The sequence below is a fragment of the Citricoccus sp. NPDC055426 genome, assembly GCF_040677445.1.
In the GTDB taxonomy this organism is placed as follows: Bacteria; Actinomycetota; Actinomycetes; order Actinomycetales; family Micrococcaceae; genus Citricoccus.
On sequence record NZ_JBFARZ010000003.1, the window covers coordinates 255,182 to 277,850 of the forward strand.

Annotated in this window: 21 protein-coding genes and 1 tRNA gene; 12 read left to right on the plus strand and 10 right to left on the minus strand. The window is 69.0% G+C overall.

Annotated elements, in window-relative coordinates:
• Positions 1 to 29: 29 nt before the first annotated feature.
• Positions 30 to 1,415, minus strand: a complete 1,386-nt coding sequence (gene benA / locus AB0K08_RS06940) for a benzoate 1,2-dioxygenase large subunit (protein ID WP_363352798.1) — start codon at positions 1,413 to 1,415, stop codon at positions 30 to 32.
• 225 nt (positions 1,416 to 1,640) lie between these two features.
• On the opposite strand from benA, the gene AB0K08_RS06945 reads away from it, so the two are divergent.
• Positions 1,641 to 2,945 carry a benzoate/H(+) symporter BenE family transporter gene (locus AB0K08_RS06945; RefSeq protein ID WP_363352799.1) on the plus strand — a complete coding sequence of 435 codons (1,305 nt, stop codon included), beginning with the start codon at positions 1,641 to 1,643 and terminating at the stop codon, positions 2,943 to 2,945.
• 74 nt (positions 2,946 to 3,019) lie between these two features.
• The gene (locus AB0K08_RS06950; RefSeq protein WP_363352800.1) at positions 3,020 to 3,199 is read left to right on the plus strand and encodes a hypothetical protein; all 180 of its coding nucleotides are present in this window, start codon (positions 3,020 to 3,022) and stop codon (positions 3,197 to 3,199) included.
• Positions 3,200 to 3,202: 3 nt separating this feature from the next.
• Here the strand turns inward: AB0K08_RS06950 and AB0K08_RS06955 are convergent, their stop codons facing one another.
• The 4 genes from AB0K08_RS06955 to AB0K08_RS06970 form a co-directional block, all read right to left on the minus strand.
• Positions 3,203 to 3,823, minus strand: coding sequence for a malonic semialdehyde reductase (locus AB0K08_RS06955; protein ID WP_363352801.1), 621 nt, complete (start codon positions 3,821 to 3,823; stop codon positions 3,203 to 3,205).
• Between the two features lie 106 nt (positions 3,824 to 3,929).
• The gene (locus AB0K08_RS06960) at positions 3,930 to 4,352 is read right to left on the minus strand and encodes a thioesterase family protein (RefSeq protein ID WP_363352802.1); all 423 of its coding nucleotides are present in this window, start codon (positions 4,350 to 4,352) and stop codon (positions 3,930 to 3,932) included.
• Positions 4,336 to 5,457, minus strand: coding sequence for a DNA adenine methylase (locus AB0K08_RS06965; protein WP_363352803.1), 1,122 nt, complete (start codon positions 5,455 to 5,457; stop codon positions 4,336 to 4,338). The genes AB0K08_RS06960 and AB0K08_RS06965 overlap by 17 nt, the downstream gene beginning before the upstream one ends.
• 63 nt (positions 5,458 to 5,520) lie before the next feature.
• Positions 5,521 to 6,201, minus strand: coding sequence for a YoaK family protein (locus AB0K08_RS06970; protein ID WP_363352804.1), 681 nt, complete (start codon positions 6,199 to 6,201; stop codon positions 5,521 to 5,523).
• A 211-nt stretch (positions 6,202 to 6,412) separates the two neighbouring features.
• Between AB0K08_RS06970 and AB0K08_RS06975 the strand changes: the two genes are divergently transcribed.
• The 3 genes from AB0K08_RS06975 to AB0K08_RS06985 all read left to right on the plus strand — a co-directional run bounded on the left by AB0K08_RS06975 (position 6,413) and on the right by AB0K08_RS06985 (position 9,662).
• Positions 6,413 to 7,531 (plus strand): YihY/virulence factor BrkB family protein, encoded by a 1,119-nt coding sequence (locus tag AB0K08_RS06975; RefSeq protein ID WP_363352805.1) that lies wholly within the window; start codon positions 6,413 to 6,415, stop codon positions 7,529 to 7,531.
• 101 nt (positions 7,532 to 7,632) lie between these two features.
• On the plus strand, positions 7,633 to 8,745 hold the full coding sequence (locus tag AB0K08_RS06980; protein WP_363352806.1) for a YihY/virulence factor BrkB family protein: 1,113 nt from the start codon (positions 7,633 to 7,635) through the stop codon (positions 8,743 to 8,745).
• Positions 8,746 to 8,882: 137 nt separating this feature from the next.
• On the plus strand, positions 8,883 to 9,662 hold the full coding sequence (locus AB0K08_RS06985) for an SDR family oxidoreductase (RefSeq protein WP_363352807.1): 780 nt from the start codon (positions 8,883 to 8,885) through the stop codon (positions 9,660 to 9,662).
• Between the two features lie 126 nt (positions 9,663 to 9,788).
• Here AB0K08_RS06985 and AB0K08_RS06990 read toward each other — a convergent pair whose 3' ends face one another.
• Positions 9,789 to 10,940: a thermonuclease family protein gene (locus tag AB0K08_RS06990; RefSeq protein ID WP_363352808.1), complete on the minus strand. Its 1,152-nt coding sequence runs from the start codon at positions 10,938 to 10,940 to the stop codon at positions 9,789 to 9,791.
• Between the two features lie 137 nt (positions 10,941 to 11,077).
• Between AB0K08_RS06990 and AB0K08_RS06995 the strand changes: the two genes are divergently transcribed.
• The 3 genes from AB0K08_RS06995 to AB0K08_RS07005 all read left to right on the plus strand — a co-directional run bounded on the left by AB0K08_RS06995 (position 11,078) and on the right by AB0K08_RS07005 (position 13,392).
• Positions 11,078 to 11,479 (plus strand): DUF3052 domain-containing protein, encoded by a 402-nt coding sequence (locus tag AB0K08_RS06995; protein ID WP_363352809.1) that lies wholly within the window; start codon positions 11,078 to 11,080, stop codon positions 11,477 to 11,479.
• A gap of 75 nt (positions 11,480 to 11,554) precedes the next feature.
• Positions 11,555 to 12,184 (plus strand): hypothetical protein, encoded by a 630-nt coding sequence (locus AB0K08_RS07000; RefSeq protein ID WP_363352810.1) that lies wholly within the window; start codon positions 11,555 to 11,557, stop codon positions 12,182 to 12,184.
• Between the two features lie 176 nt (positions 12,185 to 12,360).
• Positions 12,361 to 13,392, plus strand: a complete 1,032-nt coding sequence (locus tag AB0K08_RS07005; protein WP_363352811.1) for a hypothetical protein — start codon at positions 12,361 to 12,363, stop codon at positions 13,390 to 13,392.
• A 96-nt stretch (positions 13,393 to 13,488) separates the two neighbouring features.
• Here the strand turns inward: AB0K08_RS07005 and AB0K08_RS07010 are convergent, their stop codons facing one another.
• Both AB0K08_RS07010 and AB0K08_RS07015 read right to left on the minus strand, forming a co-directional pair.
• Positions 13,489 to 14,592 (minus strand): enolase C-terminal domain-like protein, encoded by a 1,104-nt coding sequence (locus AB0K08_RS07010; protein ID WP_363352812.1) that lies wholly within the window; start codon positions 14,590 to 14,592, stop codon positions 13,489 to 13,491.
• Positions 14,593 to 14,699: 107 nt separating this feature from the next.
• Complete coding sequence (locus AB0K08_RS07015; RefSeq protein WP_363352813.1) at positions 14,700 to 15,644, minus strand: LysR substrate-binding domain-containing protein; 945 nt, start codon at positions 15,642 to 15,644, stop codon at positions 14,700 to 14,702.
• Between the two features lie 246 nt (positions 15,645 to 15,890).
• On the opposite strand from AB0K08_RS07015, the gene AB0K08_RS07020 reads away from it, so the two are divergent.
• Positions 15,891 to 17,453: an SLC13 family permease gene (locus tag AB0K08_RS07020; RefSeq protein WP_363352814.1), complete on the plus strand. Its 1,563-nt coding sequence runs from the start codon at positions 15,891 to 15,893 to the stop codon at positions 17,451 to 17,453.
• A 112-nt stretch (positions 17,454 to 17,565) separates the two neighbouring features.
• Here AB0K08_RS07020 and AB0K08_RS07025 read toward each other — a convergent pair whose 3' ends face one another.
• A complete protein-coding gene (locus tag AB0K08_RS07025; protein WP_363352815.1) occupies positions 17,566 to 18,213 on the minus strand; it encodes a LytR C-terminal domain-containing protein in 648 nt (215 codons plus the stop codon).
• 97 nt (positions 18,214 to 18,310) lie between these two features.
• Between AB0K08_RS07025 and AB0K08_RS07030 the strand changes: the two genes are divergently transcribed.
• Together AB0K08_RS07030 and AB0K08_RS07035 are read left to right on the plus strand one after the other, a co-directional pair.
• Positions 18,311 to 19,240 (plus strand): haloacid dehalogenase, encoded by a 930-nt coding sequence (locus tag AB0K08_RS07030; protein WP_363352816.1) that lies wholly within the window; start codon positions 18,311 to 18,313, stop codon positions 19,238 to 19,240.
• Positions 19,241 to 19,314: 74 nt separating this feature from the next.
• Positions 19,315 to 20,370 (plus strand): 2-oxoglutarate and iron-dependent oxygenase domain-containing protein, encoded by a 1,056-nt coding sequence (locus tag AB0K08_RS07035; protein ID WP_363352817.1) that lies wholly within the window; start codon positions 19,315 to 19,317, stop codon positions 20,368 to 20,370.
• 74 nt (positions 20,371 to 20,444) lie between these two features.
• Here AB0K08_RS07035 and AB0K08_RS07040 read toward each other — a convergent pair.
• A tRNA-Ala gene (locus AB0K08_RS07040) sits at positions 20,445 to 20,517 on the minus strand.
• Positions 20,518 to 20,924: 407 nt separating this feature from the next.
• Between AB0K08_RS07040 and AB0K08_RS07045 the strand changes: the two genes are divergently transcribed.
• A complete protein-coding gene (locus AB0K08_RS07045; protein WP_363352818.1) occupies positions 20,925 to 22,634 on the plus strand; it encodes a sodium:solute symporter family protein in 1,710 nt (569 codons plus the stop codon).
• Positions 22,635 to 22,669 lie beyond the last annotated feature (35 nt).

Sequence of the window (22,669 nt, forward strand, 5' to 3'; positions counted from 1 at the left end):
TCCTCGCGCTGTTCGTGGGTGGGCTTCGGTCAGGCCAGGGACGGTTCGGCGGTCGATTCCTCGGCCGCTGATTCCTCCGCCACGGCCTGCTCCATGACCTCGTGCCAGTACATGTGCTGGATCGGGAAGAGCCCCTCGTCCTCGGTGCGGGCGCCGGAGGCGATGACATCGTTCATGCCCAGCGCGGCGGCCTGCTCGTCCGGGCCGTCGATCTGGTGGGTGGCGCCGCGGGACATGTCGTTCCACGGGGCGCTCGTGGCCCAGTAGGTCTTGTTGCAGGAGCGGAACTCCTCCAGGTCGTCCGGGGTGGCCATGCCGGTGGCGTTGAAGAAGTCCTCGTACTGGCGGATGCGCTTGGCGCGGTTCTCGGCCGACTCGCCCTTCGGGGCGATGCAGTAGATGGTCACCTCGGTCTGGTCCGCCGAGATCGGCCGGAAGTGGCGGATCTGGGAGGAGAACTGGTCCATGATGTAGACGTTCGGGTAGAGGCACAGGTTGCGGGAGATGTTGATCATGAAGTTCGCCATCTCCTCCCCGTACTTCTCCACCAGCTCCTCGCGCCGGTCCCACAGCGGACGGTCCTGCGGATTGGTCCATTCCTGCCAGAGCAGCAGGTGGCCGTTGGGATAGGAGTAGAACCCGCCCTTGACCTTGCCCCACTTGCCGGCATCCATGGCCTTGGTGGTAGTGGCGGAGTCGCCGGCGGTGCGGCGGGCGGTGGTGGCCGCGTAGTTCCAGTGCACGGCGGTCACGTGATATCCGTCCGCCCCGTTCTCCGCCTGGACCTTCCAGTTGCCGTCATACGTGTAGGTGGATGCCCCGCGCAGCACCTCGAGCCCGTCCGGGGACTGGTCCACGATCGAGTCGATGACCTTGGTCGAATCCCCCAGGTGCTCCTGCAACGGCAGGACGTCCGCGTTGAGGGACCCGAAGAGGAAGCCGCGGTAGGACTCGAAACGGGCCACCTTGGTGAGGTCGTGGGAGCCGTCGGTGTTGAAGCCCTCCGGATAGCCGCCCTTCCGGCCGTCCTTGACCTTGAGCAGCTCGCCGGAGTTCTTGAACGTCCAGCCGTGGAACGGGCAGGTGAAGGTCGTGCGGTTGTCCGTCTTGCGGCGGCACAGCATGGCCCCGCGGTGCGAACACGCGTTGACGATGCAGTTGAGGTTCTCCTCCTTGTCCCGGGTGATGACCACGGGGGTGCGCCCGATGTACGTGGTGAAGTAGTCGCCCACGTTCGGGATCTGGGAGTCGTGCGCCAGGTACACCCAGTTGCCCTCGAAGAGGTGCTTCATCTCGAGCTCGAAGACCTCCTCGTCGGTGAAGATCTCCCGCTTGGCCCGGATGATGCCCTTCTCGCGGTCGTCCACCACGGCGTCGGTGAGGACGTCCCGGACGTGGGTCAGGTTCTCGGTCATGTCGTTCTCCTTCTTCACGGGGAGGGACGGCACCGGCGCCTCAGATGCGGCGGCCGGGAGGCTTCCCCAGATGCGTACCCAGCCAGTCTGAGGACCGGTGACCCCAGTCACATCAGGCATTCCCCTAGGGCTGACCCAGGGGGTCGGATTGGGCAGAGCGGGCGTCTCAATCGGCAGCGATTCCCTCTTGGCGCGGAGGGATCCCGGGGCCGTACGGTGGCCTGCGTGACCCAGCTCACCGATCCTCCTCGCAGCATCACCACCGCCCGCCGCCCGGCCTGGCGGCACGTCTCCGTGTCCGCCGTGGTGGCGGGACTCGTGGCGGTCGCCATCTCCTACGCCGGGCCGCTGCTCGTGGTCCTGGGCGCCGCCCAACGGGCCGGCCTCGACGCCGCCCAGACGGCGTCCTGGGTCTGGGCCATCTCCGTGGGCAGCGGCATCATCTGCGTGGCCATGAGCCTGGTGACCCGCCAGCCCGTGGTGGTGGCCTGGTCCGTGCCGGGCGCCGCGCTGCTGATCACCACGCTCGGCGACTACGCCTACTCCGACGCCATCGGGGCCTTCATCGTCACCGGCGTGCTGACCATCATCCTGGGCGTCACCGGGTGGTTCGGCCGGCTGATGCAGGCCCTTCCGAAGCCGATCATGGCCGGGGTCCTGGCCGGGGTGCTGCTGCCCTTCGTCCTCGATGCCGCGGGGGCCTCCGCCGAGGCGCCCATCGTGGCGGGCGGCCTGGTGCTGGCCTACTTCCTCGGCCGCCGCCTGCTGCCCCGGTACGCGGTGCTGTTGGCGCTGGCGGTGGGGGTCGTGCTGGCCTTCGCCACGGGCACGACGACGGCCGCGCACCTGAGTGCCGGGGCCACCATGCCGCTGTGGACCACCCCGACCTTCGACCTGCAGGCGGTCATGGGGATCTCCATCCCGCTGTTGATCGTCACGATGGCCGGTCAGAACGGCCCCGGCCTGGCCATGATGCACTCGAACGGCTACGCCGCGGACGACCGGCTGCTCCTCGGCGCCGCGGGGGCCGGCTCAGTGCTCTTCGCGCCCTTCGGGGCCCACTCCATCAACCTGGCCGCCATCACCGCCGGGATCTGCTGCGGGCGGGAGGCCCACGAGGACCCGGCCCGGCGCTACGTGGCCGGGATCTCCTGCGGCGTGTTCTTCGCGGCCTTCGGCTTCGCGGGGCAGAACATCGTGGAGCTGCTGGGGGCGGTGCCCGAGCAGCTGGTCACCGCCGCCGCGGGCGTCGCCCTGATCGGCGCGCTACAGGGGGCCCTGACGGACACGGTCCGGGTGGATCCGCCGGCGGGCGGGGCCAAGGCGGGCGGGGCCAAGGCGGGCGGGGCCAAGGCAACCGGCAGCACCGGGCGGGCCCGCCTCGCAGGTCTCGAGGCCGGCGTCGTGACCCTGGCCGTGACCGCCTCCGGACTGACCGTGGCGGACATCGCCGCGCCGTTCTGGGGGTTCCTCGCCGGAGCGCTGGTCTACCTGGTCCTGACCGCCACGGCCCACCGGAGGGGAACCTGAGCGCTTGCCCCGTCCGGGGGCGGTCGCCAGACTGGGAGCCCCAGCGTCGGATGAAGTCGGATGAAGGAGCCAGCATGGAGCACGTGAATCCCGAGGTCCCGGACGAGGACCGCGTGGAGGAGGCGCTGACGGAGACGGACGCGGAGTCCACCGAGGACGCCGCGGCGGCGGCCGTCCACCAGCACGACGACGAGCGGGTGGACGAGTGGGAGGACGAGTCCTTCCCCGCCTCGGACCCGCCCTCGAACTACTGACCCTCAGACGGTCTTGACCGCGAGCTCCTCGTCCAGGCGAGGCAGGCGCGGGAACCAGGCATCCGCGCCGGGCTTGCCGACGTTGACCACCATGAAGGCGTTCCAGGTGGTGCCGGCGTTGAAGTCGGCGTCCACCCCGGCGAAGTCCCAGCCGGTCATGGGGCCGGCGGCCAGTCCCTGCGCCCGGACGGCGAGCATGAAGTAGCCGGCGGCCAGCCAGGCGTTCTGGCGGGCGATCAGAGCGCGGGAGTCGGCGTCGGAGAACATCTCCTTGCGCTCCGGGGCGTGCGGGAAGAACACCGGGAAGTTCTCGTGCCAGTCGGCATCCCAGGACAGCACGGCCACGGCCGGGGCGGTCGTGGCCTTGGGGGCGTTGCCGCCGCCGTGGGCCACGAGCCGGGCTCGCTGCTCCTCGGACTGCACCCAGGTGATCCGCAGGGACTGCAGGTTCATCATGGTCGGGCCCATCTTGGTGAGCTCGTAGATCGCCTGGAGGGTGTCCGCGGAGACCGGCTCGTCGGAGAACGTGTTGGCGGTCCGGGCGTCATGGAACAGCTGGTCCAGCGCCTTCGGGTCCACTGGCTCCATCGCGACGGTCTCGGTGTTCTGGATGGTCTCGGTCATGCATGCTCCTGGGCTCGGCCGGCGGCGCCGGAGGGCGGTTGGTCCTCTACTCACAACCGGTGCGGGCTGGCCCGCTATTCCCCCGCAGCGTCGCCTGAGATGCACCTCACGCCGAGCTTTGCTCCTCCGGCCAGGACCAGGCGGCCAGCTCCTTCCGCTCCTGCTCCGTCAGGGCCCGGGAGGCACCGGATCCGTCCAACCGCACCAGGATGGAGTCCACGGTGAAGACCGGCTCGCCCCCCTGGATCCCCTGCTGGCGCAGCGTGTAGGACTTGGTGCCGATCCGCACCACGGACACCCGCAGGGTGATGGAGGGGGCGTACCGGGTCTGGGCGTGGTAGTCGATCTCCTGGCGGGCCACCACGAGGCTGCCGCTCTCCCCGCCGCCCTGACGACGGGACGCCAGGAACGTATGGAAGCGGATCCGCCCCTCCTCGGCCAGCGTCACGATCTTCGCGTTGTTGACGTGGCCCTGCGCATCCTGGTCCGACCAGCGCAGGTCCATCTCGATCTCATACGGTGTGGACACGGTGTCTCCTGTCATCTCCGGTGTTCCTGCTGGTGTCATCTCGGGTGTTCATCGTGGTGCCGACCGCCGCTCGCGCCGCCTCGACCTTCTCCTGGGGGCCGGCGATGAACACCAGCTCGGTGTTGCGCAGGTGGGACACCGTACCGACCTTCTGGCCCGTGGGCGAGTGGATGCCGATGCTCGCCCCGACGTAGCGCTTGGAGTCGAAGCCCAGTACGGCCACCGCCTCGTGGCCGGCCTCGCGCAGGGAGTCCTCCATGTCCTCGGCCGTGATCCAGGCTTCGTCGTTGTAGGACACGATCACCACCTCGGAGCGGATCCGGGCGAACACCTCGGCCAGCGCGGCGGGCATGGTGCGCTTGGAGTTGAAGACGCTCCGGGTGTCCTCGTCCCGGACGTCCACCCGCTTGCAGGCGACCCCGTAGTGCTCGGGCTCGTCCCACCGCACCAGGGTCTCCCAGACATGGTAGTTGGCGTAGTACCGGTGCTGGTTGTACGGCGGATCCACGTAGTAGAGGTCCGCGGCGGGGAGGGTGTCCAGCGTGTCCATGACGTCTCCCACCACCACCTCGCCCGGGCCCTCCAGCAGCGCCGGGACCCGCAGTTCGAGGTCCCGTCCGGAGCGCCGGGCCCAGGACTTCAGGTAGGCCATCTGGATGCCGGTGGTGGAGTCCACCCGGTCGGCCGCCTCCATCAGGGAGGTCAGCAGGATCGGGTACCAGCCGGTGCCGGCGTACTCGTCCTCGATCCGCTGGCGGATCGCGTCGATCCGCATGCCGTTCTTGGGTTGGAAGTAGCGCGCCTGCTCGCAGAACGTCGCCGTCACATAGCCGCGGGCCGGCGTCGTGCCCTGCAGGTCCGCGAGGATCCCGGCGAGGTGCGCGCGGTCGATGTCCCGCGCGTCGGTGGCGATGTAGCACCCGGCCAGCACGCCGGTGTAGGTTGCCCGGTCCGAGGCCGTGGTGTTCAGGCCGCGGCGCTTGAACTCCTGGGCCACGCGGGTGGTCCCGGAGAAGAGGTCGACGGCGGTCCGAGCCTCTACCGCCTCCGCCAGGGCTCCCAGCACGGGCACCAGCAGGCGCTTGGAGCCCAGGTACTTGATCATGCATCGAACCTAACCGACACCTGAGGTGCGGCGGGGGAAGGCGCGGCGCCCGGTGGCGGCGGATCAAGCGGCACGCGGCCGCCGCTGGCTGAGGCTCAGGGTCACGGCGGGCACCAGCAACAGCACGACGGCCACCCACAGCGCCCCCAGTCCCAGGACCTGGTAGGCGACGGCCCCCGCGATGGCACCCACGGCGATGGCGCACCACAACACCAGGTAGCGCAGCCAGTGGGTGCGGTCGCCCCCGGTGAGGGCGTGGGCCAGATGCTGACCCGTCTTGACCAGGGTCCCCGTCATGTAGGTGAGCCCCACGGTGACCTCGCCACCCCGGGTGAAGGTCCCGTTGACCGCCCCCATGCCGGCTGCGATGACGGGCGGGACGGCGACCTGGAGGACGGGGACCGAGGCGAAGACGGCGGCGACCAGCAGGAGGATGAGGGACACCCACACCGCAGTGGAGCGCGGGCCGACCAGCGGCACGCGCCCGGACCGGGAGGACCGCACGTGCACCGCGAGGGAGGAGGCCACCACCCCGAGAACGAAGAACAGCACCAGGCCCATGGCCTTCGCCCAGCCCAGCAGGTCGCCCGTGGCCAGGTCCGCGCCGGCCCGGGTGGAGTTGCCGGACATGAAGGAGACGAAATAGCCGCCGAGGTGGATGAAGGCGAGCCCGTCCACGAACCCGGCGATGCTCGTCAGGACCGCGGCGAGCAGTCCCTGGCGGAGACTCAGGTGTCCGGCCACGGCCTGCTCCTCTCCCTCGGGTCAACGACTCGACTGTACTCGGGTGCGCCTGGACCAGGCGTCGTCCTAGGGTGGTTCCCATCGACGGCACAACAGGACAGGATGACAGGGAACACGAAGAGCGGCCGGTGCCCACCCGGAGCCGTCACCAGCCAGCGGCCCAGCGTCCGGCAGACAGGACCTCGAGCGAGGGAACGAGAGAGGACAGCACGTGCCCATCAAAGACCCCATTGACGCCACGCTCGACGCGGCGGATTCCCCGTCCCCGGATCACGGCGAGAAGCCTGACAACCCGCCCAAACTCACGGGCGCCAGCTGGAAGTACGCCTTCAAACGGGCATTCAAGGAGTTCAGCACCGACAGCGGCACCGACCTGGCTGCCCGACTGACCTACTTCTTGGTGCTGTCCCTGGCGCCGGCCCTGCTGGCCATCTTCTCGATCATCACGCTCGTGCTCGCCAACAACGCCGACACGGTCACCACCTTGGTGGACGACCTGGTCAAGCAGCACGTGCCGGCGGACTACCAGAGCCTCGTGGTCAACCTCGTGGACACGATGATCAGCTCCTCCACCGGAGGCGTCATCGCCCTGGTCATCGGTATCGCCACCGCCCTGTGGTCGGCCTCGGCCTACGTCAAGGCCTTCTCGCGCTCCATGAACGCCATCTACGGGGTGGAGGAGGGACGCGGCCTCGTGAAGCAGCTCGCCACCATGCTCCTGGTCACCCTGGCCCTGCTCATCGGCGTGGTGCTCATCCTGGTCTCGCTCGCCCTGAATCAGTCCCTGGTCGAAGGCGTCCTGGGCCCGATCGCCGAGCCCCTCGGGATGGGCGGCACCCTGACCTTCCTGACCGAGACGTTCCTGCCGATCTGGGCCTGGGTCAAGTGGCCGGTGATGCTGGCCCTCATCATCGCGATGATCGCCGTGCTGTACTACTTCACGCCCAACGTCAAGCAGCCCAAGTTCACCTGGGTCGGCATCGGCTCCATCGTGGCGATCCTCGGTATCGCCATTGCGGGCGTGGCCCTGTCCATCTATTTCTCGCAGTTCGCCGGGTACAGCTCCTACGGCGCGATCGGCACCGTGATGGCGTTGCTGTTCGCCCTGTGGGTCTTCAACATCGTCCTGCTGCTCGGCGCGGAGATCGATGCGGAGGTCGAACGCGCCCGGCAGCTGCAGGCGGGCATCCAGGCGGAGGAGATGATCCAGCTCCCGCCGCGGGACATCTCCAAGGTGGAAAAGTTGCAGAAGGCGCGCGACGACCTGGAATCCGAGGGGCGCGTGCTTCGCCTGGCGCACAGCGACACCGGGTCGGCACGGGAGACATGACCCTCGGCCCGCGGTGACCCCAGAGTCGTCCGGGAGCCACGGGTCCGCGGTCGCGACGACAGCACGACCAGCGAGCAGTGGACGACGAGAGGACCTCCGACGTGCCGATCACAGACCCCATTGAGACCACCCTGGCAGCGGCGGACCGGTCGGAACGGCACCACGGAGGCCAGCCGCCCGTCCCCGGCCGACTCAACGGCCCGGGCCGGAAGTACGCCTTCACTCGGGCTATCAGGGAATTCGTCGCCACGGGAGGCATCGACCTGTCCGCCACGCTGACCTACTTCATGGTGCTCTCCCTGGCACCGGCACTGCTGGCGGTCTTCTCCATCATCTCCCTCGTCCTGGCGAACCACGCGGACACGGTGACGCAGTTGGTGAATGACCTGGTGGTCGAGTACGTGCCCGCCGACTACCGGGGACTCATCGTCGACCTGGTGGGCACGGTCATCAGGGCCTCCTCGGGTGGTGCCGTCGCGCTCGCGATCGGCATCGCCACCGCGCTGTGGTCGGCCTCGATCTATGTCAGGGCCTTCTCCCGGTGCATGAACACGGTCTACGGGGTCCACGAGGGCCGCGGTCTCGTTCGGCAGCTCGCCACGATGCTCCTGACCACACTGGCGCTGCTCATCGGCGTCGTGCTGATCCTGGTGTCCCTGGCCCTGAACCAGTCGCTCGTCAACGGCGTGCTCGGTCCGATCGCCGAGCCCCTCGGCCTGACCGATACCCTGGCCTTCCTCACGCAGACGTTCCTGCCGTTGTGGGCGTGGCTGAGGTGGCCCGTCGTCCTGGCGCTGATGATCTGCATGATCGCGGTGCTCTACCTGGCCACCCCCAACGTGAAGAAGCCCAGGTCGGGCTGGCTGCGCAGCGGCTCGGTGCTTGCCATCCTCGGGATCGGCTTCGCTGCGGTCGCCCTGTCCATCTACCTGAGCCGGTTCGCCGGGTACAGCTCCTACGGCGCCGTCGGCACGGTGATGGCTCTGCTGGTCGTCCTGTGGGTCTTCAACATCGTGCTGCTGTTCGGCGCCTACGTCGACGCCGAGGTGGCCCGGGCCCGGCAGCTGCTGGCCGGGATCCCGGCTGAAGTGGCGATCCAGTTGCCTCCCCAGGACACCGCCAGGGTGCACAAGGCCAAGGACGTGCGGGAGAAGCTGGAGTCCGACGGCCGGGTGCTGCGCCTGACCTACGGCCCCGCAGACCCCGCGGGCTGATGAGCGCCGGCTGACGAAACTAGCTTGCGGGAATACTTTTCAAATTCATAGGGTTGTGCTGGGTGACGGGATTCCTCCCGCCACGGGCCGGTCACCGGCACCGCAACGGCAGATCTCCAGCGAAAGTGAGAACCTCAATGTCACTCAAGGGAAAGTCAGTCATCATCACCGGCGCCGGGTCCGGCCTCGGCGCCGCAGCCGCCCTCGAGATCGCCCGTCAGGGTGGCCGGCAGACCCTGGTGGACCTCAACGAGGACGGCCTGAAGGCCACCCGGGAGCAGATCCTCCAGTCCGTGCCGGACGCCGAGATCCTCCTGGTCACCGCCAACGTCACGGACGAGGCCCAGGTCCAGAAGTACGTGGATGAGCACGTGGCCACGTTCGGGGCGATCGACGGCTTCTTCAACAACGCCGGCATCGAGGGCAAGCAGAACCTCACGGAGGACTTCACCAACGCGGAGTTCCAAAAGGTCCTCGCCGTCAACCTCACCGGCGTCTTCCTCGGCCTGGAGAAGGTCCTCAAGATCATGGCTCAGCAGGGTCACGGCGCCGTGGTCAACACCGCCTCTGTGGGCGGCATCCGCGGCGTCGGCAACCAGTCCGGCTACGCCGCCGCCAAGCACGGCGTGGTGGGCCTGACCCGCAACTCGGCCATCGAGTACGGCGAGAAGGGCATCGTTGTCAACGCCATCGCCCCGGGCGCCATCCTCACCCCCATGGTCGAGGGCTCCCTGAAGCAGATCGGCGGCGAGAACTGGGAAGAGGTCGGCAAGGAGTTCGTCCAGCCGAACCCCATGAAGCGCTTCGGCAAGCCGGAGGAGGTCGGCGCACTGGTCGCCTTCCTGCTCTCCAACACCGCCGGATTCATCAACGGCACCGTCATCCCGATCGACGGCGGCCAGCACATCAAGTACTGACTTCCCCATCACGACGCCGGCCCGGCGCCTTCCGCGAGATTCCTCGGGAAGGTGCCGGGCCGGCGTCGTCCCCGGGGTTCTCCGGGCAGAGATCACCAGTGATCCCTGCCCGGAAAGTCTCGGTGGTCAGCAGGGCCTCCAGGATTGACCGCCGGGCGCGTAGCAGCGCGGCCCGGTGTATCCGGGGTAGTCCGCGTCGGTCCCGTATCCGCTGGACGGGGCCTGCTGGCGCGGGGGTGCCTGCTGCTGTGCTGGCGCGCGGCGGCGTTCTGCCTCCTGCTGCCGCTGCGCTTCCTGGCGCTGACGTTCGACCTGCCACTGCCGTTCGCGTTCGGCCTGCTCAGCAGCTTCCTCAGCTGCCTTCTTCGCCGCGGCCTCCTCCGCCGCCTTCTTCGCCGCGGCCTCCTCCGCTGCCTTCTCTGCGGCAGCCTTTTCCTCGGCTGCCTTCTTCTCCGCCGCCTTCCTGGCCTCCTCGGCCTGGCGTTCGGCCTCGTCCAGCTCTGCCTTCGCGGACTGCAGGTCCTCCTGGTAGGCCACGGCCGCCGGCAGCGCGGCGTCGATCCGCTTCCTCCACCCTGGCACCGAGGCCGCATAGGCCTTGGCCAGCACCACGTGGGAGCCGGACTCCACCAGATCCAACGCGGATCCCAGCACCTCACCAGCGGCGATCACCGGTGCGGCGGCGGCCAAGGCGGCCGCCACCCCCGCAGCATCCGCCGGGATCTCCGCGGGGAGCTCCTCCAGAGGCGGCAGCGCCTCCGCCAGCGCCGGCAGCGTGCACCCGACCTGCGGGTCGTGGAGTCCCTCGCCGGCCTCCTGGGCCAGAGCCTGGGCGTCCAGCACCTCCTGGTAGAACCGGTCGTTCGGCTCGTAGAGCACGGCCACGCCCAAGCCGGCCTCGGCGATATCCGCGTTGACCAGGGAGTCGTCCTTGTAGACACCGGCGAGGGTGCGGTCGTAGCGGTCGGTCCGCTCCACGTCGTACGCCAGCTCGATCCGGTCCCCGGGGGCCAGCAGGTCCTCGAGGAACTCCGTGGCCTCCGGCCCGAGGCACTGCACCGCCTTCTCCGGGTGCTTGGTCTCCGGGGTGTCCACGTTCAGCAGCCGGACGCGTTCGACGTCGCCGTCCACCTCCGCGTCGATGGTGTCACCGTCGATCACCCGGACCACGGTGGCCCGGTCGCGGTCGTCGGGTCCGCCTGATTGCGCCACCGCGATGCCGGTGGCTCCTGCCGCCACCGTCAGTACCGCCACTCCGGTGACGACCTTGGCGGTCACCGTTGACCTTGCCCATAATCCAGCCATGTACGTCGTGTCCCCTGTGCGAGTCCCCTCCGCGTGATGACCACAGCAGGATAGGCGACCGGCAGGGCACCACGGCTACGGACACCGGAGATGACGGGCAGAATGGGGACATGGCCACCACTGAAGAACAGCCCGCTCAGCCCGTCAAGACCACAGCCCAGAAGCTGTTCATCAAGCCGACCGACACCCTCTACCTCGGCGGGGGCCACCAGGGCCTGCACGCCCTGCTGGATCCGCTGCCGCAGGGCGTGACCCTGACGCAGGACATCACCGAGGCCACGGCCGTCATGCTGTTCGCCCAGGACCAGAAGTCGCTGGACGGCGTGCTGGACGATTGGCTGGAGCCCGGCCTCGGCGCGCGTGTGCTGTGGATCGGCTATCCGAAGGGCGGGCGCTCTGACATCAACCGGGACACCATCTGGAAGGACATCGAGGCCCGCGGGCACCGGCTGAACGCCAATATCCCGCTGTCCCAGGAGTGGTCCTCGGTCCGGGTGCGCACCGGCTCGTAGACTGGAGGCAGCGCGCCGGCACGAACCGGCCGGAGCACCACACTTCAACACTGAGGGACAGCACCCATGCGCCACATGTCCGATCCTGACTACGTCTCCGACTGCCAAGAGCGTGTCCACGACGAGAACATCGCCCCGATCACCCAGCTCTGCGACTCCCTGAAGACCGCGGACAAGGGCACCGTGCCCTACGTCGACCCCTTCTACGACGTGGACGGGGCCCGCATCCTCGTGCTCACGCCGGCACCCGGCCCCGGCACCGCCTCCGGCTTCCTCTCGCACGAGAACGACGACGACTCCTCCGAGCGCCTGCTCCGCGTCTTCGCCGCGGCGGGCCTGGACCCGAAGCACACCATCCCGTGGACGGTCCACCCCTGGACCCAGGACGACTACGCCCTGAACCTCACGAAGGACCGCATCACCAGCGGCATCAAGCCCTTCAACCGCTTCCTGAAGAAGGTCCCCCGCGTGGTGGCGATCATGGCCCACGGCGGCGAGGCCCAGAAGCTGCTCAAGGCCTTCGCGGCGACGATCGGCGGCACCGTGCTGACGGACAAGGCCATCAAGGTCTTCCATGTTCCGGCCCTGCAGACCCAGAGCGCCAACAAGAAGCTCACGCCGGAGGAGATCGAGGACCAGATGGTCGAGACCTACGGCCAGGCCATGCGCCTGTGCGGCATCCGCCCCCTCGTCAACGAGGGCTGACCCGACACGGCCACACGGCCCGCCCCACCTCGCCTTCAGGCGCAAAGTGACTCTGCCCCCACCGTTGTGACGCCTCCTCGTCACTCTGCGCCCCGTCACCCGGCCGTCCGGCATGGCAATCCACAGCTTGTGGATAACCGTGCGGGCGGCGGGCCTCCGCTGGGATGCTGGTGCGCATGGATGACGTGGATGAGTGGTTCCGGCCCCTGCCGGCTCTGACCCCCGGGAACGACGGCGGCCGGTCCCGGAAATCGCTGAGCCGCGCCTTCGCGGCGGGAGACCTCGTCCGGGTGCGCCAGGGCTTCTATGTCGAGACAGGCCTCTGGCGTGAGGCCACCTCGGCGCAGCGCTTCATGACGACGGTCAAGGCGGTGGCGGGACGCCTGCACCAGCCCGTCTTCACCGGTGCCACCGCCCTGGCGCTGCAGGGGATCCCTCTCGCGGAGACGCCGGCCACGGTGGACGTCGTCACTTCGACGCCGTCGCGGGCGGGGCTGCAGACCACCATGCCCGGGTACCACGAGGCCCACCTGCGGGATGCGGATGACCTGCCCTACATCCACCGGACCCGGCATGTCTTCCGGGAACCGCCCTACAGCCTGAACGAGCCGCTGTGGCCGGGCATCCCCACCTCGCTGCGGTGCGTGGACCTGGGTGAGCACCTGGTCGACACCCTGACCAGCCTGGACTTCAGCGGCGCGTTGATGGCCACCGACAGCCTGTTGTCCGGCCGCAACCGGGAGGGGATCCGGTTCGGTCGGAACGAACTGGAGAGACTGCTCAAGCAGGAGACCTCGGGGACCGCCACCTCGCCCCTGGGCCGCGTGTTCCGCCACGCGAGCCGTCTCAGCGAGTCACCCGCGGAGTCCCTGAGCCGCGCCCGGATGATCGAGCTGGGCTTCGAGCTTCCACAGCTGCAGGTTCATCTGACCGGGGCCGACGGCGTGGACTACCGGGTCGACTTCTGGTGGGAGGAGTTGGGCCTGGTCGGTGAATCCGACGGCTGGGGCAAGTACTCCACTGACGGCGCCGACCCGGCGGAGTCGCTCCGCCGGGAGAAGCGGCGTGAGGACGCCCTCCGCGAGCGCGGCTACCGGTTCATCCGCTGGGACTGGACCGATGCGTCCGATCCCCAGCGCTTCGCGGAACTGCTGGTGCGCAACCGGGTGCCGCGCCGACGTCGTGCCTCGATCCGCTGGTCCGCCTGACCGATGCGACCGGCCTGACCGACCTGACCGGCCTGGGCACAGAGTGACGACGCCCCGTCACGAGGGTGGGGGCGGCGTCACCCTGCGCCTGAGGGGTCAGCGGTCGGTGCGGTACCGGGCCAGCTTGTCCTCGCTGACCTCGGCCCCGACGCCCGGAAGGTCCCGCACGGAGATCCTGCCGTCCACGATGGCGATCGGGTCGGCGAGCAGGTCATCGGACATGTCCAGGAAGTTGGACAGCTCCCCGGCCCGGCGGGAGGTGGCCTCGTGTGCCGCGCCGAAGGTCACGGTGGCCAGCGAGCCGATCTGGGTGTCGATCTGGTTGCCCATGGTCACGTCCACGCCGAGCCCCGTGCACAGCCCCAGGATCTCGGTGGCCTCGGTGAAGCCGGAGCGGGCGGTCTTGATGCAGATCGCGTTGCAGCCGCCCGAGAGCAACTCGCGGGAGGCATCCCCGGCCGTGGGCACGGATTCGTCCCCGACGACGGGGATGGGCGACTTCTCCACCAGGCGGCGGCGGCTCATCGCCTCCTTGGCATCGCAGGGCTCCTCCAGCAGCGTCAGGCCCAGGCCCTCGGTCTGCTGCAGCACCTGCATGGCCTCGTTGGCCGTCCAGCCGCGGTTGGCGTCCAGGTAGAGCTCAACGTCCTCGCCGAGCCCCTCCCGCAGCACCCGGCAGGCCTCGATGTCCAGGGACAGCGGGCGGCGGCCGACCTTGAGCTTGAAGGTGGTGATGCCGTACTCCTCACCGAACCGCACCGCCTCGTCCAGCAGCTCCTGGGCCGGCTTGAACCCAAGCATGTGGGAGACCCGCATCGAATCGGTCCACCCGCCGAGCAGCTGGTGCACCGGACGGCCGACGGCCTTGCCGGCCAGGTCCCAGAGGGCGATGTCCACGGTGCCCTTGGCGACCTGGTTGTGGATGGTCCGGCGCATCACGGCGTGGACCTTCTCGCGGTCGAAGGGGTCCAGGCCGATGACCTGCGGGGCGAAGATCTCCTCCACCACGTTCTTGATGGACACCTGCGTCTCCCCGTAGGTGTAGGGACGCGGCGGGGCATCGGCCACCCCGGTGACCCCCTCGTCCGTGTGGATCTTCACCAGCACGTGGTCGGCGGTCTCCACCGAACCCGAGGCGAACTTCAACGGGTGGTGGTACGGGATGGCATAGGGGATGGCTTCGATGCCGGTGATCTTCATGGGCGCTCCTGGGGGCTGGGCTCGTTCTGGACGGGGCGGACGGGACGGTCGGGGCGGTCGGCGTGGGCACAGAGTGACCGGGAGGCGTCACTCCGGCGGGGGTGGAGTCACTTCGCGCCTCGGGGGTGGGGTGAGGTCGGGGTCGGGTCGGAGTGACGGGGGAGGTCCCGCACCTCGTCCACGACGCGGTGGACGAGGGAGCGGAAGGAGGAGATGAGCGTGGAGCGGCTGTCCCGCTTCCACGCGACGGCCAGCCCCACCGTGGGCGCTCCGATGAGTTCGCGGTAGGCGACCGGGGAGGCCGCGGCCCGGCGGGCGCCGTCAGGGACTAGGGCCAGGCCCATGCCGGCTCCGACGAAGGCCAGCAGGGTCGAGGTCTCCGTGGCCTGCTGCACCACCCGGGGACGGAAGCCGGCCGCGCGGCAGGCTTCCGAGGTGATGGTGGAGACGGCGGAGCCCTGCGGGTAGCCCACGAACTCCTCCCCGGCCAACTCGGACAGGGGAATCGGACCACCGCCCGTGGCCAGGCGGTGGTGTGCGGGCAGGGCCACGACCAGGCTGTCCCCCTCCAGGGTGTCCAGCACCAGGTCCGAGGACTGCACCGGGGGGCGCAGCACGGCGGCGTCGAGACGGTTCTCCAGCAGGCCCTGCTCGATCTGCGGGGTGAGCATCTCCCCCATCACATGCAGTCGGACGCCGGGCAGCTCCCGCCGGGCGAGCTGCACCAGGGCCGGCATGACCCGGTAGGTGGCCGAGCCCACGAAGCCGACGCGCAGCACCCCGGCGGCGCCGTCACCGATCTCCTTCACGTCATGGCCCAGGGCATCGACATCGGCCAGGATCTGGCGGGCGCGCTCGAGCATGAGCTGCCCGGCATCGGTGAGGTCCACGCGGCGGGTGGTGCGTTCGAAGAGCTTGGTGCCGAGGGAGGCCTCCAGCTGCTTGATCTGCTGGGACAGGGGCGGCTGGGCCATGTGCAGCCGTTCGGCGGCCCGCCCGAAGTGCCGTTCCTCGGCCACGGCCACGAAGTAACGCATCTGGCGCAGGTCCACCGGCGCCACCCCCTCTCTGAAGTCATCCCCGGCGCCGGCGTCCGGCCACCGGCACGGGCCGCGCCGTGGCGTCGGCCGTGTACCGATCCAGCGTAGGGATGACCTGACTCACAAGTGAAAGACCAGTTCCGGCCATATTAGAACGTCCAGGATATCAATGAGGGTTGAATGTGTACTTCTGTCCATACATTGATCCACGTACGGTGTGTTAACTCACACTTTCAGACACCTTCAAGGATGAATGCGATGACACAGTCCACGACCGAGGCCGTCGGGCCGGAGCCGGGCGTCCAGCCTGACCAGCAGACCGAACCCCAGGGCGACGCCTTGGACTCCGGGGGCAAGCGCAACTGGTGGTTGCTGGCCCTGGGGCCGGTCGCCGGCCTGGTGCTGGCACTGGTGCTGCCGGCGTCGTTGTCCTTCGAGGGACGCGCCGTGGCCGGCTGCGCCCTCTGGATGGCGATCTGGTGGATGACCGAGGCCGCCCCGATCCCGGTGACCTCCTTGCTGCCGCTGGTGCTCTTCCCGCTGTTCGGGATGGGCACCATGGCCGAGGTCGCTGCACCCTACGCCAACTCGGTGGTGTTCCTCGTGATGGGCGGCGTCATCCTGGGCCTGGCCACCGAGAAGTCGAACCTGCACCTTCGGGTGGCCCTGCTGACCATCCGGACGATCGGCACCAGGCCGGCTCAGATCGTCCTCGGCCTGATGGTGGCCTCCGCCTTCATCTCGGCCTGGGTGTCCAACACCGCCACGGCCGTCATCATGGTGCCGATCGCCGTGTCCATCCTCCAGCTGGTCCGCTCCGTGGACCCGTCGGCCGCCGGCAAGAAGTTCGCCGCCTCCATGCTCCTCGGCGTGGCGTACGGCGTGACCATCGGCTCCACCGCCACCCTGATCGGCCAGCCGCCGATGGCCCTGATGAAGGCCTACCTGCTGGAGTCCCACGGCTACGACCTGCAGTTCGGCCAGTGGATGCTCGTCGGCGTCCCGTGGGCCGTGGTCATGGTGCTCATCGCCTGGCTGGTGCTGACCAAGCTCGTGTTCCGCGCCGAGGTCTCCGAGATCCCGGGCGGCAGACAGATGATCAAGGACGAGCTGAGCAAGCTCGGCCGCCTCACCACCCCGGAGCGCCGGGTGGGCATCATCTTCCTGGTCGCGATCTTCTTCTGGGTCGCCGTGCCCTTCATCGCGGACATCCCGGCCGTGGCCCAGACCCTGCCGTTCCTCGGCGCCATCTCGGACACCCAGGTCGCCATGGCCGCCGCCATCGCCTGCTTCCTGGTCCCGGCCCAGAAGCGCTCCGCGGACGCCGACGGCACCCCGCTGCTGCGGTGGTCCGCCGCCAAGGAGATCCCGTGGGGCCTGCTGCTGCTCTTCGGCGGCGGCCTGTCCCTGTCCGCCATGTTCACGGCCACCGGCTTCTCCGAGTGGCTGGGCAACCAGGTCGGCGCCCTGCAGGGGGTGCCCGGCTGGGTGGTCATCCTCGTCGTGATCGTGGTGGGCCTGGCCCTGACCGAGCTGACCTCCAACACCGCCACCGCCGCCGCGTTCTTCCCGATCTTCGGCGCCGTGGCCGTGGGCCTGGGCATGGATCCGCTGTTCATGACGATCGCCGTGACCCTGGCCGTCTGCTCCGCCTTCATGCTGCCGGTAGCCACCCCGTCCAACGCCGTGGCCTTCGGCTCGGGCGAGGTCTCCATCAAGCAGATGGTGCGGGCCGGCGTCTGGCTCAACCTGATCTCGCTCGGCCTGGTCATGCTCGTGATGTACACGCTGGTGCCGGTGGTGTTCCCCGGCGGCATGTGAGCCCTGAACCCTGACGGCCTACTGCCGCCCCCACCGAACCTGCCGCACCCGGGCACAGAGTGACCGGGAGACGTCACTTCGGTGGGGGCGGCGTCACTTTGTGCCTGATCGGTCAGCCGCGCGCCGCCGTCGGGGACTCGGTCTCCAACCGCTGGCAGTCCAGCGGCCCGGCCTGGGTGGACACGGACCCCTCCGGCACCAGACCCTTGTACTTGGTGCCCATGATGACGTGCACCGTGTCCTCCTCCCGCTCATCCGGCAGGTAGACCGAGCCCTCGATGTTCCGCTGGATGGCCAGCGACGTCTCCCGGCCGCCGGCCCCGGAGATGATGACGGCCACCATGTTGGCGGTGGTGAAGCCCTTGTTCCCGACCCCGCCGATGACGAAGTCCCGCGCCTCGAGGGCGTTGGCCACGTCCCCGGCGAGCCCGCCGATGGTGGTGCCGTTGTAGACGGTCACGGTGGACTCCTTCGAGTACTCCACGTCCCCCGCCGGGCAGAGGACCGGCTCGGTCGGCGGTGCCGCCTCCCAGCCGGGGATGGTCCACTCGCCCCGCAGCACCTGCAGCGCCGTGAACGCCGTCCCCGCCACGACCAGGGCCACCAGCACCAGGGCGATCGCGTGCCGCCGGTGGCGGCGGCGGCGGTCACGGGCCAGCACCCTCGGGTCCACCGCACCGAAGTACCGGCCGAGGTCCCGCTCCGTGAAGATGCGCCGTCCGTCCGCCTCGCGGCGCGGGTCTTCCTGCGGGCTGGGCACTGCGGACCCCCTTCGACACGGGCGGACTATGGTGCGCCCCACACTAGGCGAACACAGCGGGCGCCAGCACGGCGGCGCGGAGACATAGGCTGGGCCCATGCGCACACTTCCCCCCGTCGGGCTGCTCCTGGACGTGGACGGCCCCATCGCCTCCCCCGTCACCCGCCGGGTCCCCGAGGGCATCCTGACGGCCCTGGTCCAGTTGGCCGGCCGCGGCATCCCGGTGGTGTTCAACACCGGCCGGTCCGCCGACTTCATCCTCCAGCAGCTCGCCGGCCCGCTGCTGGCCGCGGGCCTGCCCGCGGACGCCCGCTTCCACGCGGTCTGCGAGAAGGGCGCGGTGCGCTTCTCCTTCGCCTCGCTCGTAGACCAGGGGCACGACGCCGGCCTGCCCCCGGCTACGCGCGGCACCTCGGTGCCGGGCTGGGTGGAGGTCGATGCCGCCATGCGTCTTCCCTCTGACCTCGAGTCACGCCTGGTCCGGATGCTGGGCGACTACACGGACACCATGTTCTACGACGACACGAAGCTGGCCATGTTCTCCGCCGAGATGAATGTCGGCGAATCCCTGGAGACCTACCGCGAGGCTCAGTCCCGCTTCGAGGCCGAGGTGGCAGACCTGCTGGCCGAGCAGGGCTCCGGTGAGGGGGCGGGCGGGGACTTCCAGCTGGATTCGACCATCATCTCCTCGGACGTGGAGCACGTCTCCAGCGGCAAGGACCTCGGTGCTGCCCAGGGCTGGGGCCGGGTGGCCGCGGACGGGGAGCTGCCGGTGCAGTGGTTCACGTGCGGGGATTCCCGGACCGACTACGCCATGGCCGACTGGCTGCAGGCCCGCGGGGACCGGGTGACCCACGTGGACGTCCGCCACGAGGACGGTGTCCCCGAGACGCCGTATCCCGTCCTGACGGGCGAGGACCTGGCCATCCGGGGCTACGGCACGCCCGAGGCGCGTCATGAGGAGGCGGGGCAGGCGCTGCTGGAGTGGGTATTAAACACCAGCGGGTCCCCACGCGCCACGATGTGACGTTTTCCCGTCACCCGGGGTAGCGCAAGGCAACCTGCGCGCGGAGCCGGGGGCCGGCGTCGTTCACTGGTCCCATGACTTCTGCGTTCTCTGACTCCGCGGCCGTCCCGGAGGGGCTGGACATCCCGGTGCTGGACCTGTCCACCATGCGGGCGCCGGACGGTTCCTTCGACCCGGACTTCCTGGACCGGCTGCGCCACGCGGCCCATCACGTGGGCTTCTTCCAGATCGTGAACTACGGCGCCACCCCCGGCCAGGTGGACGAGCTGTTCCGGGTGACCGCCGAGTTCTTCGCCCGCCCCGAGGAGGAGAAGCTGGTGCTGCACAACCAGAACTCCCCCCATTACCGCGGTTACTCCTCGGTGGGCGCCGAGCGCACCCAGGGCCGTCCGGACTCCCGCGAGCAGATCGACTTCTCGCCCGAGCGCGCGCCGGTCCCCGCCGAGCGGATCGCCCCGGGCGAGGAGTACTGGCACCTGCAGGGCCCCAACCAGTGGCCGGCGGACATGCCGGAGCTGGAGCAGACCGCCATGGCGTGGACCGACCTGATGGACCGCGTGGGTGAGGACCTGCTCAAGGCCTTGTGCGTGTCCATCGGACTGGACGAGGACCACTTCTCCGAGGCCTTTACGGGTGACCGCGCCTGGATGGCCAAGCTGGCGCACTACGTGGGCGGGGTGAAGGAGGCCGGCACCCAGGGCGTGGGCCTGCACGCCGACTACGGCTTCATCACGCTGCTGCTGCAGGACATGGTCGGCGGGCTCGAGGTGCGCCCCTACGGCCAGGACGCGTGGCTGGACGTGGAGCCGATCCACGGGGCGCTCGTGGTGAACCTCGGCGAGATGCTGGAGGTGGCGACGGGCGGCTACCTGATGGCCACCATCCACCGGGCCAAGGCCCCGGACGAGGGCGTGGACCGCTACTCCGTGCCGTTCTTCTACTCCCCCCGCCTAGACGCCGTGATCGAGCCGGTCGAGCTTCCGGCCGAGCTGGCCGCCGACGCCCGCGGAGTCTCCGACGATCCCACCAACCCGATGCTCGCGTCCTTCGGCTCCAACATGCTCAAGGGCTTCGTCCGCGCGCACCCGCAGGTCACCGAGAGGTTCCACCCGGAGCTCGCGGGGAGGTAAGCACGCAGCCCGCCACAGACAACAGACCCCCTGCTTCCCATTGCTTGTAAGGGATGCAGGGGGTCTGTCTGCTGTGGAGCCTAGGGGAATCGAACCCCTGACCTTTTCATTGCGAACGAAACGCTCTACCAACTGAGCTAAGGCCCCTCGAGCCTCCGGGACATCGCCGGAAGGCGCTTCGCCATCATACGCCCGCCACCGCCCGCACTCCGAATCCAGCCCGACAAGCCCCGATTAACCACCTTCCGACGAGGCCTTTTCGGCTGATTGTCGACAATCCAACTGGTATTGCGGTTGCAAACATGAGAGACTTCAGCGGTTGGCTTCAACGCCGATGCCGGTGCCAGTGAGCCCTGAAGGGTGCATGCAACAGTCATGCAGACCCGCGGGTGGCTCCTGCCGGGAGCGGCCCGAGGGGCCGTCAGAGATGGCCCCACTGGCCGTCGCAGGTGGTCCGAGGGGACCACCGGCAGCCGGAGTCGGCTGCCACCTCGCGGTCCGCGGCAGTAGAAGCGCGGGCCGTACGTCATTGTCGCCGAGATGGAAGGACCGGGATGCCACCCGCTCAGGAGTTCAATCAACTAGGAATTTTGGCAGTGGTGTTGCTGCTGATCCTCTTCTACGGCGGGACCATGTGGATGTCCGTGGGCATCAGCCGGAAGAAGGAGAACGCCGACGGCTACATGACCGCCGGCAACAACATCGGATTCGGCATCTCGGCGGCCTCGATGACCGCCACCTGGATCTGGGCCTCCTCCATGTACGCCTCCGCCACAGCGGGCTACACGTACGGCATCTCCGGCCCCATCCACTACGGGCTCTGGGGAGCCCTGATGATCCTCTTCATCTACCCCTTCGGCAAGCGCATCCGCAAGGTCGCGCCGCGCGCCCACACCCTGGCCGAGGTCATGTACGCCCGCCACGGGCGGTCCTCCCAGCTGATGCTGGCCGGGTCCAATGTCCTGGGCTCGCTGATCTCCCTGACCTCCAACTTCATCGCCGGCGGCGCGCTGATCTCCATGCTCTCCCCGCTCAGCTTCGGGGCGGGCATCGTCATCATCGCGGCCGGCGTGCTGATGTACACCCTCTGGTCCGGCTTCCGCGCCTCCGTGATGACCGACTTCGTCCAGGTGATGTTCATGCTGGGCGCCGCCGTCGTGATCATCCCGGTGATCTTCTTCGTGGCCGGCGGTCCGGGCATGTTCGAGGCCGGCGTGGCCGCCGGACACGTCACCGAGGAGCAGGGCAACTTCTTCTCCTCCGAGGCGTTCATGAACCAGGGCGCCCCGTACATCGCGGCCGTGCTGGCCTACGCGATCGGCAACCAGACCATCGCCCAGCGGCTCTTCGCGGTGCGTGAGGACCTGATCAAGCCGACCTTCGTGACCGCCACCATCGGCTACGGCGGTTCCGTGATCGGCATCGGCATGCTCGGGGTGATGGCCCTGTACCTGGGCGTCGAGCCCATGAACGATGACATCAACAACCTCATCCCACAGATGGCCGGCACCTACCTCGGCCCCGTCCTGCTGGGCCTGGCGTTCCTGATGATCATCGGCGCCCTGTCCTCCACCGCCGACTCCGATCTGGCCGCACTGTCCTCCATCGTGATGGCGGACATCTACGGCCAGTCCGTCGGCAAGAAGAACGCCAAGCCGAAGACCATGCTGCTGGTCGGCCGCATCACCATGATCATCGCCACGGGCGCGGCGTTGTACTTCGCCACGGCGCAATTCAACATCCTGGACCTGCTGGTCTTCGTCGGCGCCCTATGGGGTTGCCTGGTGTTCCCGGTCATCGCCTCGTTCTACTGGCCGAAGGTCACCAACGCGGCCTTCTCGATCGGCGTGCTCGCCGCGCTCGTCGCGTTCCTGCCGGTGCGCTTCGAGTGGTTCGCGTTCACCGGTTTCCTCGGCCTCAGTGTCGAGGTGCTGGCCACGATCGGCATCGGCGTGGTGCTCGGCATCATGTCCTTCGGGTTCTTCGGCCTGAAGCCGGCCCTCTGGGTCGGCTCGATCGCCGTCCTGGTCGCAGCGCCGTTCACCATCGGCGGCATCGTCACCGGCGGGCTGCGGGACTACACCGTCCTGTCCGCCTCGCTGGTCGCCTACGCGGTCTCCTTCCTGGTCACCTACCTGATGTCCGTCCGCTCGAAGCAGGACTTCGACTTCGACGTCATCAAGGACATCACCGGCGACTTCGACAACGAGACCCCGATGACCGCCGAACAGGTGGTCATCGCGGCCAAGGCCGACCGCAGCTGACCGAGACCGCTTCAGAGCACCACCGACCCGAAAGG